At 36.8% G+C, this 13,786-nt stretch carries 18 protein-coding genes; all 18 read right to left on the reverse strand.

Annotated elements, in window-relative coordinates; genetic code table 11:
• Positions 1 to 7: 7 nt before the first annotated feature.
• Entirely contained in the window at positions 8 to 784 is a 777-nt protein-coding gene (locus HF964_RS04130; protein WP_168721800.1) for a CheR family methyltransferase, read from the reverse strand.
• A 2-nt stretch (positions 785 to 786) separates the two neighbouring features.
• Positions 787 to 1,791, reverse strand: a complete 1,005-nt coding sequence (gene cheB / locus HF964_RS04135; RefSeq protein WP_168721801.1) for a chemotaxis-specific protein-glutamate methyltransferase CheB — start codon at positions 1,789 to 1,791, stop codon at positions 787 to 789.
• A gap of 17 nt (positions 1,792 to 1,808) precedes the next feature.
• Positions 1,809 to 2,291, reverse strand: coding sequence for a chemotaxis protein CheD (locus HF964_RS04140; protein ID WP_168721802.1), 483 nt, complete (start codon positions 2,289 to 2,291; stop codon positions 1,809 to 1,811).
• Complete coding sequence (locus tag HF964_RS04145; protein ID WP_168721803.1) at positions 2,284 to 2,754, reverse strand: chemotaxis protein CheW; 471 nt, start codon at positions 2,752 to 2,754, stop codon at positions 2,284 to 2,286. Before HF964_RS04145 ends, HF964_RS04140 begins: the two co-directional genes overlap by 8 nt.
• A gap of 16 nt (positions 2,755 to 2,770) precedes the next feature.
• Positions 2,771 to 3,895, reverse strand: coding sequence for a methyl-accepting chemotaxis protein (locus tag HF964_RS04150; RefSeq protein ID WP_168721804.1), 1,125 nt, complete (start codon positions 3,893 to 3,895; stop codon positions 2,771 to 2,773).
• Positions 3,896 to 4,007: 112 nt separating this feature from the next.
• Positions 4,008 to 4,787, reverse strand: a complete 780-nt coding sequence (locus HF964_RS04155; protein WP_168721805.1) for a flagellar hook-basal body protein — start codon at positions 4,785 to 4,787, stop codon at positions 4,008 to 4,010.
• Between the two features lie 16 nt (positions 4,788 to 4,803).
• Positions 4,804 to 5,508 carry a flagellar hook-basal body protein gene (locus tag HF964_RS04160; RefSeq protein ID WP_168721806.1) on the reverse strand — a complete coding sequence of 235 codons (705 nt, stop codon included), beginning with the start codon at positions 5,506 to 5,508 and terminating at the stop codon, positions 4,804 to 4,806.
• Positions 5,505 to 6,218, reverse strand: coding sequence for a sigma-70 family RNA polymerase sigma factor (locus HF964_RS04165; protein ID WP_168721807.1), 714 nt, complete (start codon positions 6,216 to 6,218; stop codon positions 5,505 to 5,507). Before HF964_RS04165 ends, HF964_RS04160 begins: the two co-directional genes overlap by 4 nt.
• Before the next feature lie 32 nt (positions 6,219 to 6,250).
• Positions 6,251 to 8,326, reverse strand: coding sequence for a flagellar biosynthesis protein FlhA (flhA, locus tag HF964_RS04170; protein WP_168721808.1), 2,076 nt, complete (start codon positions 8,324 to 8,326; stop codon positions 6,251 to 6,253).
• Positions 8,327 to 8,348: 22 nt separating this feature from the next.
• Positions 8,349 to 9,416, reverse strand: coding sequence for a flagellar biosynthesis protein FlhB (gene flhB, locus HF964_RS04175; protein ID WP_168721809.1), 1,068 nt, complete (start codon positions 9,414 to 9,416; stop codon positions 8,349 to 8,351).
• Positions 9,417 to 9,419: 3 nt separating this feature from the next.
• Positions 9,420 to 10,172 carry a flagellar biosynthetic protein FliR gene (fliR, locus tag HF964_RS04180; protein WP_168721810.1) on the reverse strand — a complete coding sequence of 251 codons (753 nt, stop codon included), beginning with the start codon at positions 10,170 to 10,172 and terminating at the stop codon, positions 9,420 to 9,422.
• A gap of 7 nt (positions 10,173 to 10,179) precedes the next feature.
• Positions 10,180 to 10,443, reverse strand: coding sequence for a flagellar biosynthesis protein FliQ (gene fliQ, locus HF964_RS04185; RefSeq protein ID WP_168721811.1), 264 nt, complete (start codon positions 10,441 to 10,443; stop codon positions 10,180 to 10,182).
• Between the two features lie 12 nt (positions 10,444 to 10,455).
• Positions 10,456 to 11,241 carry a flagellar type III secretion system pore protein FliP gene (gene fliP, locus HF964_RS04190; RefSeq protein ID WP_168721812.1) on the reverse strand — a complete coding sequence of 262 codons (786 nt, stop codon included), beginning with the start codon at positions 11,239 to 11,241 and terminating at the stop codon, positions 10,456 to 10,458.
• Positions 11,242 to 11,598: a flagellar biosynthetic protein FliO gene (locus HF964_RS04195; protein WP_168721813.1), complete on the reverse strand. Its 357-nt coding sequence runs from the start codon at positions 11,596 to 11,598 to the stop codon at positions 11,242 to 11,244.
• A gap of 15 nt (positions 11,599 to 11,613) precedes the next feature.
• Complete coding sequence (locus HF964_RS04200; protein WP_168721814.1) at positions 11,614 to 12,102, reverse strand: flagellar basal body-associated FliL family protein; 489 nt, start codon at positions 12,100 to 12,102, stop codon at positions 11,614 to 11,616.
• Positions 12,103 to 12,108: 6 nt separating this feature from the next.
• Positions 12,109 to 12,303, reverse strand: coding sequence for a flagellar FlbD family protein (locus tag HF964_RS04205; protein WP_168721815.1), 195 nt, complete (start codon positions 12,301 to 12,303; stop codon positions 12,109 to 12,111).
• 17 nt (positions 12,304 to 12,320) lie between these two features.
• Positions 12,321 to 13,199, reverse strand: a complete 879-nt coding sequence (locus HF964_RS04210) for a flagellar hook-basal body complex protein (RefSeq protein ID WP_168721816.1) — start codon at positions 13,197 to 13,199, stop codon at positions 12,321 to 12,323.
• 62 nt (positions 13,200 to 13,261) lie between these two features.
• Positions 13,262 to 13,786: a flagellar hook assembly protein FlgD gene (locus tag HF964_RS04215; protein WP_210726989.1), complete on the reverse strand. Its 525-nt coding sequence runs from the start codon at positions 13,784 to 13,786 to the stop codon at positions 13,262 to 13,264.

Here is a 13,786-nt window from a genome sequence, read left to right on the forward strand (position 1 = left end):
TCCTTTCTTAATTAACTTTTTGGTAAATAAAGTTATCAATCTTTTTTAAATTAAATTTTTCAGGGAAATTTATTGTCTCAGTTGCGCCGGTAAATAAAATACCATTTGGTGCTAACGCGTCACTAAATTTTTGATATACTTCATCGCGTGCATCTGGTTTAAAATAAATCGTGACATTACGACAAACAATAAAATGATAATTATGCTCGTAAGGATCACCTAATAAATCGTGCCGCTTAAAAGTTACTAATTGCTGAATTTTAGGAATTATTTGGTATTTATTAGGTGCTATTAAGTCAAAATAATTCGCTAAATCAGCACTAGGTACATTACGAACTTCCACGGCTGAATATTGACCAGCTTGAGCTGTTGCCAAAACCGCTTTATCTAAATCAGTAGCAGTAATGCTTACATTCGTTAATTGATGTTTAGCTGCCATCATTGCTAGTGTATATGGCTCTGAACCAATTGAACATGCTGCACTCCAAATTCGTAATGCAGTACTGTGTTTGGCCTTATATGCTACCAAATACTTTTCAAAGACTTCAAATATTTCGGGATTGCGATAAAAATCAGTAACATTAATTGTCACATATTGAAAAAAGTTCTCACGTGCTTGAGTATTGGTTTGTAATAATTGACTATATTGTGCAAAATTATTTAAACCTAATTTCTCAATTAAAGTCAGCAATCGTCGTTCCATCTGACGTTCTTTATAAGCAGTTAATCGTAAGCCATAAGTTGTCTCAACCCATGTACTAAATTGTTCAAAATTTTCGACCATCATTATGCTCCCACAAATTGATTTAATTTAGCCCCAATTGCCGTTAAACTTAACTCTTCATCAACAACATTTAATGCTACTGCACTTTTAGGCATCCCATATACGACACATGTTGCTTCATCTTGGACAATATTATAGCCGCCGTGTTGTTTAATTTGTGCCATCCCATCAGCTCCGTCATGTCCCATACCGGTTAAAAGAAAGGCTGTCACTCGTTGCCCATATTGGCTAGCAACAGATTTAAATAGATAATCAACTGCGGGGCGAGTGCCATGCATTTTAGGCTTACTATTTAACTTTATCCGTCCACCACTCAACTCCATATGAAAATCACCAGGCGCCAAGTAAACCGCATTTTCAATCACCATGCCATCGGCGGCCTCATAGACCCGATTAGTAGTAAATTCATTCAACCGGTTGGCAAAGTGGGTTGTGAAGCCTTTAGGCATATGTTGTACAATCAAAATTGGTATTTTAATTTTTGCTGGTAAGGCTTGAATAAGTTGCAATAATGCTTTGGGGCCGCCGGTTGAAGCACCAATCACAATTATTTCGGGACTTATATTTTGCTGTGTGTCCGTATATATAGTCCGAGGGTCTTTTTGTCCTAAGTGCGCATCATGGTTATCCGTACTAGCAATAATTTGCTCTTCAAACATAGTCAACCACAACGGATCAATCTGATGTAGATTGATGGGTTTTTCAATGAAGTCAAACGCCCCATATTCTAATGCTGCGATAGTTAAGGCTTGATTATTCAAAGCACTTAACATAATTACTGGTACATCTTGAATGTTTTTAATCGCTTTTAAAGCATTAATTCCATCCATAACTGGCATCTCAACATCTAAAATAACGACATCAAAAGATTCATTTTCAACAGCTGCCACTGCTAAAGCACCATTACGGACAATCTTAATAACCTCTACGTTGTTGAATTGACCAATAATGTCACTAATAACTTTGCGCATAAATGCGGAATCATCCGCTAATAAAACTTTAATCATCCCATGCTTCCTCTATCTTAGATATAGATGCTACCTTCATGCACAATCCTAATCATCGTTGAAAAATCAGCTAAGTCAACAATCATTGTCCGTCCTTGTGTGCCACCAACATGCTGAGCAATAATTGGAATTGCCAATTCAGCTAGGGTTGCTTGAACTGCCATAATATTGCGTTGCCCGATATTAAGTTGTTTGCTCGTTGTTTTAAACATCTGTGCACCACCGGCAATCTTAGCAGTAAGTGGCCCAGTCGCACCAGCTGCGCGCAATTCAGTTACCATTTGTGGCAAGGCTAAATTAGCAAACTTAGCCGGATTAGTTATTTGAGCGGCACTAAAAGCCGTGCTATCAGGGAGCATAATATGACTAATACCTCCAATATGATGTTGTGCATCATAGATAACTGTAGCAACGCATGAGCCTAGCCCCAAAGCAGCCAATGTAAATGGTTCTTGACCAATCTTATATTCTGCAATGCCGGCATGTAATTGCTCAGCCATGATTTGTTAACTCAGGTTCTGCATCAAGCGTTAATAATTGACCAGCTTGTTCATTATTAAATAAATAATCCAACTCAAGCGAAATTACAACATCTTCATTTAACTTCAAAAATTTATCAATATAACCATTTTTCAGATTAGCTTTACGTAACTCATCTTCATAGTTTGCTTCTTGAAGTTCAAAGATACCATCAATATCTGCTACATAAGCCCCCAATAGTCGGTCTTGCCATCGACATAAAATAACCTTTGCTTCTGGTGTCATTTCTGTAGGAATATTAAATAATTTTTGTCGCAAATCAATCACTGGAATCATTGCATTTTCGTATTCGTAAACTCCCATGACATAATCAGCAACTTCCGGAATCTTAATAAAGCTATCTGATTCAACGACTCGCTTTACAACATGAACATCAATTGCAAATGCTTGATCATTACTTTTAAATACTACATATTGCCCCATACTATCTACCTTTCACTTAGTTATTTTGACGGGTTTCAATTGCTGCTAAGTTCGCATCAATATCTGCCAAACCACTTGTAACTTCAGCTAATTTAGTCTTTACTTGTGGCCCTTGGTGTTGATTAAAATGGTTCGTTTTTTGTGTAATAATATTGTTAATCTCAGTAATTTGTTCTAAACCTTCTTTAATGGTTGTCATTTGTGGTCTTAGAGCATCCGTTTGATCTAAAACTTCTTTTAAGTCAGTTACCATTTCATCAAGTTTGGTTGTCCGTTCGGTATTACTTGAATATGATTCATTAAGTGCAATAACCATGTGTTCTGATTTACTACGAATAACTTCCATAATTGAAGTAATACTCTTAGCTGATTGACCACTTTGTTCCGCCAAATCACGGACTTCTTCAGCCACAATCGCAAAACCACGGCCAGCTTCACCAGCACGTGCAGCCTCAATTGAAGCATTAAGTGCAAGTAAGTTTGTTTGTTCTGAAATATCATTAATTAAGCTAACAATCTTAACAATACTTTGTACGTCTTGATCCATATCAACCATTTCTTGAATTAGTTGATTACTATTATCACGATCAGTTTGCCAAGCATGACCTAAGTCTTCTAATTCTGCAATTGCGACTTTATCTGCAGACACAACTTCATGATTAAAATCACCCAAAGTATCGATGCTTTCTATTACAAGCGCAACTTGCGTTTGCAAAGCTTGCACTTGCTTTTTGATCTCATCAGTAGTCGTGGTATGATCACTCAAAGTATCAAATGTAGCTAAAGTTGCTTGCAAGTTAGTACTAATTTCTTGTGCTGCTGCTAAATGTTCGGCAACATGCATATCAAAAGCAGGAGTTGCTTCAACGATAGGTTCAGATTCTACATCAGCACTTTCAACCAAATTCTCAGGTGCTACTGTCATTGTTGTATCATTAATTGTGTTAGTCTTAACCATTATGAGACCCATGTAGGCTAGCACACAGCAAATGGCCATAATAATACCGTAACCTATTAAAACTGTACTGATAATGCCATTACTAATTAAGAAAATCATTCCTATTAATAAAGAAATACCTGGCATAATGTAATTAATAACCCGGCCAAGTGCAGCACGTTTACTACCTTTTTTTTGAACCATAATAACTTCCTTCCGATAATTACCTTTGATTTAAAAACTTTGCCAATCTAATACTTGCTAATTAGCTAAACTTTCAATAATACCTATCGGAATTACTTGTTATAAATTAAAGTTATTGATTAAAATTATTTGTAACGTTTAAGATATTATCAGTTGCTTGAAGGGCTTTAGCGTTTAATTGATATGCCCGTTGTGTTGAAATCATATCCGCCATTTGGCTTGCCATATCAACATTTGAGTTTTCCAGAGCACCTTGTGTGATATTACCAGCTTCAGGAGTACCATTAATTAATTGCACCCCACCAGCTTGTACTTGGTAAGTAGTATTACCTGCAGCTTGCAAATCGCTCAAACTCAGAGGTTGATAGATATTTAATTGACCAACATTGACACTACCTTCTGGGGTCTGAATGTTGATGGCACCAGTAGCATTTACTGCCAGATTACCTTGTGGCCATTGATTTTGTGGTATGCGATCAGTTGTTGCAACATGAAAACCATTATCATTAACTAAGCTACCTTGAGCATCGCGCTTAAAATCACCAACCCGTGTTAAAAGTAATTGATTGTTAGCATCCCGGACGCCGAAAAAACCATTTCCTTGAATTGCAAAATCTAGTGGCTGGTTAGTCGTTTGTAAGCCACCTTGGCCAAAATTATCGATATTACTTCCAACTTTAAGCCCTGTATTAATTGCAATTGGAGTACTGTTAGCTGCTAATGGAACTTCTTGATTGGTAACTTGATTATTAATTAATGCTTGAAAAGTCCCACTTTTAGCTTTAAATCCTGTTGTTGTAAGATTGGCTAAATTATTGGCAATAATATCTAAATTATTTTGATTCCCATTCATACCGGCTTTGTTAACTTGTAATAGACTTTCAATATTCATTTATTTTTTCCTCATACTAATTAAGTGATCCAACTCGATTAACTGCTTTATCAAGGGTGGCATTATTCATCGATAATGCTCGTTGATTAGCTTCATATTCACGTGAAACTTGAATCATTGATGTCATCTGATCGGCAATTTGAACATTACTTTGTTCAAGCATACCAGCTTGAACTTGCGTATTTACATTGGTTCCAGGCGTAGTGCTTGTATAATATGTGTTGCCAATATTTGCTAATTGTGTCGCATTAGCAAAATTAGTAATTCTAAACGAAGGATTATCTGTCCCAACAATTGGTTGCCCATTTTGGCCTAAAACGTTGTAGCCATCTTGGGTTACCAATTGGTTTTGCTCGTTTAAGCGAAAGTTACCATTACGTGTATAAGCGGTTTGACCGTTAGGCATTAAAATATTAAAAAAGCCAGCTGTTGGAATTGCAAAATCAGTTTGCAAGCCCGTTGTCTTCATCGCTCCTTTATTAGTATTTAAACTACTGCCACTAATTTCATTTCCAAAAGTAAAACCACCAGCATCATTAAAAGTATTAATGTACTTTCCACCTTGATAATTATGTAAGCGCACCTCGCGCAATGTTGTTTGAAAGAGGTTTTGTTCCATGTATCCTGGCGTATTAGCATTAGCAATATTACTTGCTAAGTTAGCTTGGCGTTGCAACAATAAATCAAAATTATTTTGTAATGTATCCAGTGCCCGAATCATGCGAGTTCCTCTTCAATCATAGTTTTTAATTTAGCAATAATTTTGCCATGGAGCTGTGAAACACGTGCAATTGAAACATCTAAGACAACTGCAATTTCTTTGAGCGTCAAATTATCAACATAATATAAGTTCAAAATAACTTGATCTCGCTCTGGTAGTAGTTTAATTTTTTGTTTCAACACTTGTCGTTGTTCATCATCTTCTAAGCGCTCATCACTACTTTGTAATGTCGTATCTGGTAGGACTTCTTTGAGTGAAAAGCCTTCCGAATTATTACCAGAAAATAAAGTTGCATCTAATGAAACACTAGCTAAAAAATGCATACTGTCATAGATATCACTAAGTTGACTATTAGTAATCTGCATCTTACGAGCAATCTCATCATCACTTGGTTCCCGTTCCAATGCCACAGTTAAATCATGTTTGACGACATAAAATTGATTTAAAATTGCCATTCGATTTCTTGAAATCTTGGCATGTTTACGAACCTCATCAATAATTGAACCTTTAATGCGAAAAGTCGCATAAGCTTCAAAAGGAACCTTTTTTGTCGGATCAAACTTATGAATCGCATCAATTAACCCAATTACACCGATATTAAATAAGTCATCTTTTGAGTAATCAAAATTTTTGAGCGCCAAACGATTAACTACTCGTTGTACTAGCGGTAGATAACTTAAAATTTTTGTTTCAACATCGATTTCATACATAACAAAGTGCTCCTTATAACTTATTTTTATGGCTAATCGAGACTAAGGGTTGCGATGGCTTCAATTGCCACTTCATTTGGAATTTCATTTAATGACAAGATGGGGGTATCAGCAAAGTTAAATGCAATTAATTTCCGTAAGGCCAACCGTGTTTTGGGTGACGTTAAAATAACGTAACTTAAATCTTGGACCAATAACGTTTGCTGAATTGTGCCAACTGCTTGTAATAATTTATTAACTGTTTCAGGCGGTAAGACCGGATAAGATCCGGTTGGTGTCTGCTGAATACTATTACCGATTAATTCTTCCAACTGTGGATGGAGAGTAACAACATTAATCTTGTCATTTTCACCAACATACTTAGCTGCAATTGTACGTTTTAATGCTTGGCGGACGTATTCAGTCAACATTTCACCATCTTTAGTCACCAAGCCGTAATCCGCTAAAGTTTCCAAAATTGTGGCTAAGTCATTAATCGGAATTTTTTCATCAAGTAAGTTTTGCAAGACTTTTTGTACTTCTCCCAAACGCATAATATCAGGAATCAATTCGTCAATAACGACATTACTTTGATCCTTAATTCCTTCCAACAACTTTTTAACTTCTTGACGACCAAGAAGTTCGGGAGCATGGCTATAAATAATTTCTTTTAAATGCGTTGTGATCACCGTCAAAGGTTCAATCACTGTAAACCCTTGTAGTTCAGCATTTTCTTTATCTTTAGCTTCAATCCAGATTGCATCTAGATTAAATGCAGGTTCTTTTGTTTTAATTCCATCAAACGGAAATTCATCATCACCTTGGCTAATAATCATGTATTTATCAAGATAAATATCACCTTTACCAACTTCGTTCCCACGAATTTTAATTGAATAGTCATTAGCACCTAAATACAAATTATCGCGAATTCGGACTGGACTAACTAAAATTCCCAACTCACGCGCACTTTGCTTTCGAATACCAACAATCCGCTTCATCAAGCTATTTTCAACTGAATCATCAACAATTGAGATCAACCCATAACCGATTTCAATTGCAATTGGTTCAACTTGGAAGGAAGCAACTGATTCATCTTCCTCTTCAGCTTGCTTTTTCTGTTCTAAAGCCAAAATTTGTTCTTCTCGTTTAAGCTCAATTTGACGTTGATCTTCTTTTTGTTTGATAAAGTAGCTAGCAGCAATTAGCGCAATCCCGACAATCATGAATGGTAAAAATGGAAAATGCGGTACTAATGCCAATAAGATTAAAATGACCCCAATAATTTTAAATAAATTAGGGTTACGTAGCCCATCAGCTTTAATTTCAAGACCAAAGCTTTTATTATTTTCCGATCTAGTTACAATAATCCCGGTTGCAACCGAAATTAATAATGATGGTACCGCACTAACAAGTCCATCCCCAATTGATAATTTACCAAAGTTACTAAGGGCATCAACAATTGTCATCTTGCCACCGATTGAAAAAATCGCAGCTCCACCAAGTAAATTAATTGCCACGATTAAAACACTGGCAATGGCATCCCCTTTAACAAACTTACTAGCCCCATCCATTGCTCCAAAGAAATTGGCTTCACGCTGTAAATCGTTACGCCGGCGTTGGGCCGTTTTTTGATCAATTAAACCAGCATTTAAATCTGAGTCAATTGACATTTGCTTCCCAGGCATCGCATCCAAAGTAAAACGGGCTGAAACTTCAGATACTCGGCCCGCCCCATTCGTTACGACAACCAATTGGACAACCATAATAATTACAAATAAGATAATCCCAACTAAGTAATTGTTTCCGGCCACAACATCTGCAAAGGCTTCAATCACCTTCCCTGCAGAACCATTCGTTAAAATTAATCGTGTTGAAGCCATGTTTAATCCAAGCTTTAACATGGTAGTAATCAACAATAATGTTGGAAAAGTTGTAAATTCTAATACTGATTTAGTAAATAATGTAATCAGTAAGATATTCATCGCTACAGTCAAATTGATAACGATTAAGAAATCAAGTAAAAATGGTGGCAATGGAACGATGATTAAGCCCATAATCCCTAACACAAGGCAGGCAATTAATATGTCAGCTGATTTTATTTTGGAACTTTTTTTAGCGGCTTTTTGCATCCTGTCAATCCTCTTGTATTTCTTAAATCTTACCGATTTTATCGGCTTCTAACTTGTACACAACGGCAATAATTCCCGCAACGGCTTCAAATAATTCTGCGGGAATAAATTCACCTGGTTCAACGGCTTTAAATAGTGCTCGCGCAACGGGACGGTTTTCAATCATTGGAATATCAAGCCGTTTGGCTTCGGCTTTCATCTTTTGGGCAACTTCATCAGCGCCTTTGGCCAGAACTACTGGCACACCAACCTTGCTATCGTATTTAATTGCGATTGCAAAGTGGGTCGGATTAGTAATGACAACAGTTGCTTCTTTAACTTTAGCAACTGAGTTATATAACATTCGTTGATATTGGGCCCGCCGTTGTGCTTTAATCTTGGGATCACCTTCGTTTTGTTTATATTCGTCCTTAACTTCTTGCTTTGACATGCGTAGTTTTTTCATAAAGCTATAACGCTGAAAAACATAATCAATTAAAGCCAAAAATAATAAGAAAATGGCAACTTTCAAAGCAATGTCATGGGCAAAAGTTAACACAAATTGAAAAACATCTTGAGGGCCAACAGCAGCTAAATTAACAATCTGAGGAATCGCTTGTTGATAAGCACCATACGCAATGAAGCTCACGATTACAAATTTAAATAGTGTTTTCCCCAAGTTAACTACCGTTGTAATACTGTAGAAGTTCTTGATACCTGTAATCGGGTTAATCTTTTTAAAATCTGGTTTAAGTGGCTGGGCGGTAAATAAGATTCCCGTCTGTAATAAATTGCCTACCAATCCAATAATGACAGCCAACAACATAAATGGACCGGCTAAGATAAATAACATCATAATTGATTGTGTCCCAATGCGTGGTAACGTATCAAAAGCTAATTTAGTCTGATAAACATGTTGAAAGCTAGCAGTTAAATAATTAACCAAGCTACCACCAACATTTCGCCACATTGGTTCAAGTACTAAAGCAAAGCCTAGTAATGATAATGCAATTACTAAGTCTTGACTTTTAGCAATCTGACCACGTTTACGTGCATCGCGTAATCTTTTAGCGGAGGGCTTTTCGGTTTTATTTGCTTTATCTTCTGCCATTAGCTACCTCACTGATTTAATAAACTCCCACATTGTTTGAACTGAATTAGGAATATCGTGCATTAACATACTTAAAATGTTTGGTAATAAAATAATCGTAATTAAAAATCCTAATGCTTGTTTAACTGGTAAACTCATCATCAAAACATTAAGTTGTGGTACTGTCCGTGAGACAAATCCTAATGTAATATCAATCGTGATTAATGCTACAACTAATGGGGCCGCCAGACTGACTCCCATGGCAAATGAAGTAGCAAAAGTCTGAACAATTCCATCAATTGTTGCACCAGTGTAATTAATACCACCTAAGGGCACCACACTAAAAGATAAGAGAATCCCTTTAATTAACAAGCGATGCAGTCCACTAATAAAAAATGCACACAAAGCTAACCAGTAATAAACACGTCCATATTGCGACATTGATGATTCAAAAGATGGATCATATAATTGGGCAGCTGAAAAACCGATTTGAAAATCAATCACACTTCCGGCTAACATCACGGCACTAAAAATTAGCTTAGTAATATATCCCATCGACATCCCAAAAATAACTTCTTTAATTACTAGTAACGCAAAAATGACATATGATTGCGTCCCTGTAAAATGTGTAACTGCTGGCCATGCCATAATGGTTAGTGCACCACTTAAGCCGACTTTAGCTGTTTGGGGAAAATTTTTCTCTGAAAATACCGGACTAATGGCAATAAATGCCGCAATCCGGCATAAAATCAATAATCCTTCTTGCACTTGTGCCATTACGACCTCACATTTTGGCAATCATTCTAAAGATTGACTTGGTAAATTCCAATAACATCGTCAACATAAAATTCCCACAAACAATCATCGCCACTAAGATTGCCACTAACTTGGGTACAAAACTTAGAGTTTGTTCTTGAATTTGAGTCACGGCTTGAAAAATACTAATAAGCACCCCTACAACTAATGCCACTCCAAGTGCCGGGCTAGCAACTAATAAAATCCGAATAAATGCATCGCGAATTACTTCTAAAACTGTTCCTACTGACATCGATGTTCCACCTTATTGAAATCCTTGAATTAATGACTGCACTAATAAATACCAACCATTAACGAGTACAAATAATAGTAATTTAAATGGCAATGAAATCACCATTGGCGACAGCATTACCATTCCCATCGACATCAATACACTGGAGACAACCATATCAATAATCATAAACGGTAAGAAAATCAAGAAACCAATACTAAAGGCTGTTTTCATTTCACTAATAATGAAAGCTGGTACTATTATTGATAAATCTATTTTGTCTGAATTCTTAGGTACTGACTTACTTGAACCTAAATTATTTTCATCAGCATGTAAAAATAAATCCAAATCCTTTTGACTAGTTTGTTTATACATGAATTTCTTAAACCGGTTTTCTGTCCGATCAAGCAATTGCTGTTGGCTAATGTGATGTTGATTATATGGAACGATGGCATCATTGTAGACATCCGTAAAGACCGGTTTCATCGTAAAGAAAGTTAAAAATAATGCCAAGCCAATTAATACTTGGTTAGGCGGATTTTGCTGTGTTCCTAGGGCGCTACGGACAAATGACAACACCATGATGATGCGTGTAAAAGACGTCATCATAATTAAAATCATAGGAATAACCGACAACAATGTCATCAATAAAAAGGTATTGATATACTGATTAGCACCACCACCAATATTTTTGAAAATATTGTTACTCGTGGTCGTCACTTGGTTAATATCAATTGCATATACTGGGCTTGGTAAACTAACTAATATGCATATGGCACTTGCTAACATTAAAACAATTGCTAAATTTTGCTTTTTCATTTACTTTCCCTTACCTAGTTTTTGCAATAATATTTTGGTGAATTCAGCACTTACTTGCTGTGGCTTAGCAGCATTAGCTTGGCGCGTAGCAATCTCAGCTACCACCTTATCTTGCTCGGCTGGAGTTAATTCACGCACAATTTGATTTTGCTGTTCGGCTAAACTCATGACATAGTATTGATCGACAATTTTAACAATTGCCAATGCAGACGTTTTAGTTACCGCAATCTTTTGAATAATTTGAATTGCCGCATCCTTTTGCGTGCTATGTTTGGCAAGTAATTTAAGCGTGATATTAATTAAATAAATCACCACTAAAAGCATTACAATTGTTTGAATAATCGACCATACTGTCATTTGTTTTTTCCTCGTTTATTGCAAGACCATATCTGTAATGTAGACATCCAAAATTGCTGGTAAGCCAACAGTACTATTAATTTTGTTCTTCAATTGATTCTTTAATGTTTGCAAATCATTATTGCTTGATATAATATCGTTTTGATTTTTTTGACTTAATACACTAATAACACTATCGCGAATGATAGGTAGCTTACCTTGTAATGCTGCCTTGGCTTTGTCATCTGGTACTGATACTGTCAAACTAATTTTGATATAGTGTGGTGTATTGTCATCTTGAGTTTTAGCAAGATTAATAGTGAATGTTGATAATGGCATCATTACGACTTTACTTGCTAAAGCTTGAGACTCGCTTTGTGACAAGGCTGATTTTGGCGCTTTGTCCATATACTTATTGATTGCAAAAGCCCCACCAGCACTCCCAATAATCACTAATAAAATAACAACAATCCAAATTAATGGTGAGCGTTTGCGACTTACATTCTCTTCTTTTGCTTTTGCCATGCTTCCCTATCCTTGTAATTTTTGTTGTACCTGGTGCTGAAATTCAATAATTAATTGCACAACTTGTGCCGCTGATTCTTGCACGACAAAAGTTTTACCGTCCGTTAAGGTAAGGACCGTATCCGGCGTTTCTGCCATTTGTTCAATTAAATTAAAATTTAAGTAAAACTGTTTACCAACTAATGATGTTAATTGAATCATTAATCATCTCCTCACGCTTATTGCTTCAAGCTAATCAAAGTTTGGAGAATTTCATCGGAAGTAGTAATTGATTTAGCATTAGCTTGGTAGGCACGACTGGCAACAATCATGTTCGTAAATTCAGTTGAAAGGTCGACGTTTGACATTTCAAGTGCCCCACTCCGAACGACGGCAACCCCACTAGCTGCGGCATTACTAATTACCGGATCACCAGAGTTAGGACTAGCCGTAAAGTTGGTACCCCCAGCTTTGGCCAAACCATTCGGGTTCGTAAAGTTAGCAATTGCAATCCGACCAACAGCAATTTTAGTACCACCATACGATTGCGTAATTACCCCATCAGCCCCAATTTCTGGCGTTCCAGTAGCATTCACTGTGGCCCCTTTAATCGTTGCCGTAGCGGGAATTTTAATTGATGTTAATGTTGCACCTAAAGCTGGGGCAGTTGAAGTATCGGTAACAGTTGCATTAGCTGCTCCCATCACTTTAACACCACTGTTATTAACCAAGTAACCATTAGCATCAACTTGTAAAGCCCCGGCACGAGTATACATTTGACTACCACTAGTATCTTGCATAACTAAGAATCCTGGACCATCAAGATATACATCAAGCCCATTCCCAGTTGTTTGTTGGGCTCCGTTACCCATCATCGTATCAATTGATGCTGTCGTTACCCCCAACCCAATTTGCATTGGATTGGTTCCACCAAGACCACCAGCTGCATTATTACCAGCTGCGGCCGGGCGCATATTTTGACTCATAATATCTTGGAAATTAACTCGACTAGATTTGAAACCAATAGTGTTAACGTTGGCGATATTATTTGCAACGACGTCGAGTTCGTTTTGCAAATTCTTCATTCCACTAACACCTGAATATAATGAACGTAACATTTTACTTTTCCTCCGTAATGCGCCACTAAGGCGTCTCAGTAAATTAATAAGTTGCTATATTTTTAATTAGTTGGGGCCGATGAATCAGTTGGGGCTGGAGTTGGGACGATAGGATTCGTTGTATCAGGACCTAATTTACCATCGACTTCATTTAAAGCACTTAGGTCATAATATTTACCTTTTACTTGAATCATTGCATAACCATTGTTGAACTGAACCCGATCAACAGGTCCACTAATGGCAATCGGTTTTTTGGTACTAGGATCAATATCACTGACCACCACGTTTTGGCCCATCAAACCAAAGGCTTGTTGTTGTTGGGACATCATCACCGTGGCCTGTAAGTTTTGGCCTAATTCGTTCATTTTTTGTAATTCACTAAATTGGGCTAACTGTGATAGATAATCAGTGTTTCCTGCACCACCGCCCCCTGAGCCACCATCCATTGATGGATTACTCATCGTTGCGGCCATAATTTTTAGGAACTGATCCATCGAAATTCCTGTACCGTTATCATTATTGTTGCTAATTTTAACTGAGCCCGGTAAAACGGTATTCAGAGCATTCGCATTGTTTGCTATATCCAT

Source organism: Periweissella fabalis, from assembly GCF_012396505.1.
Classification (GTDB): domain Bacteria; phylum Bacillota; class Bacilli; order Lactobacillales; family Lactobacillaceae; genus Periweissella; species Periweissella fabalis.

Excerpts from the sequence above, each read along its gene's own strand:
- cheB (WP_168721801.1), bottom strand. The coding sequence starts at position 1,791 with ATGATTAAAGTTTTATTAGCGGATGATTCCGCATTTATGCGCAAAGTT.
- HF964_RS04155 (WP_168721805.1), bottom strand. The coding sequence starts at position 4,787 with ATGAATATTGAAAGTCTATTACAAGTTAACAAAGCCGGTATGAATGGG.
- HF964_RS04160 (WP_168721806.1), bottom strand. The coding sequence starts at position 5,508 with ATGATTCGGGCACTGGATACATTACAAAATAATTTTGATTTATTGTTG.
- HF964_RS04130 (WP_168721800.1), bottom strand. The coding sequence starts at position 784 with ATGGTCGAAAATTTTGAACAATTTAGTACATGGGTTGAGACAACTTAT.
- fliP (WP_168721812.1), bottom strand. The coding sequence starts at position 11,241 with ATGAAAAAGCAAAATTTAGCAATTGTTTTAATGTTAGCAAGTGCCATA.
- HF964_RS04215 (WP_210726989.1), bottom strand. The coding sequence starts at position 13,786 with ATGGATATAGCAAACAATGCGAATGCTCTGAATACCGTTTTACCGGGC.
- HF964_RS04195 (WP_168721813.1), bottom strand. The coding sequence starts at position 11,598 with ATGACAGTATGGTCGATTATTCAAACAATTGTAATGCTTTTAGTGGTG.
- HF964_RS04205 (WP_168721815.1), bottom strand. The coding sequence starts at position 12,303 with ATGATTCAATTAACATCATTAGTTGGTAAACAGTTTTACTTAAATTTT.
- HF964_RS04165 (WP_168721807.1), bottom strand. The coding sequence starts at position 6,218 with ATGTATGAAATCGATGTTGAAACAAAAATTTTAAGTTATCTACCGCTA.
- HF964_RS04200 (WP_168721814.1), bottom strand. The coding sequence starts at position 12,102 with ATGGCAAAAGCAAAAGAAGAGAATGTAAGTCGCAAACGCTCACCATTA.
- fliQ (WP_168721811.1), bottom strand. The coding sequence starts at position 10,443 with ATGTCAGTAGGAACAGTTTTAGAAGTAATTCGCGATGCATTTATTCGG.
- HF964_RS04140 (WP_168721802.1), bottom strand. The coding sequence starts at position 2,291 with ATGGCTGAGCAATTACATGCCGGCATTGCAGAATATAAGATTGGTCAA.
- HF964_RS04145 (WP_168721803.1), bottom strand. The coding sequence starts at position 2,754 with ATGGGGCAATATGTAGTATTTAAAAGTAATGATCAAGCATTTGCAATT.
- HF964_RS04150 (WP_168721804.1), bottom strand. The coding sequence starts at position 3,895 with ATGGTTCAAAAAAAAGGTAGTAAACGTGCTGCACTTGGCCGGGTTATT.
- flhB (WP_168721809.1), bottom strand. The coding sequence starts at position 9,416 with ATGGCAGAAGATAAAGCAAATAAAACCGAAAAGCCCTCCGCTAAAAGA.
- flhA (WP_168721808.1), bottom strand. The coding sequence starts at position 8,326 with ATGCAAAAAGCCGCTAAAAAAAGTTCCAAAATAAAATCAGCTGACATA.
- fliR (WP_168721810.1), bottom strand. The coding sequence starts at position 10,172 with ATGGCACAAGTGCAAGAAGGATTATTGATTTTATGCCGGATTGCGGCA.
- HF964_RS04210 (WP_168721816.1), bottom strand. The coding sequence starts at position 13,199 with ATGTTACGTTCATTATATTCAGGTGTTAGTGGAATGAAGAATTTGCAA.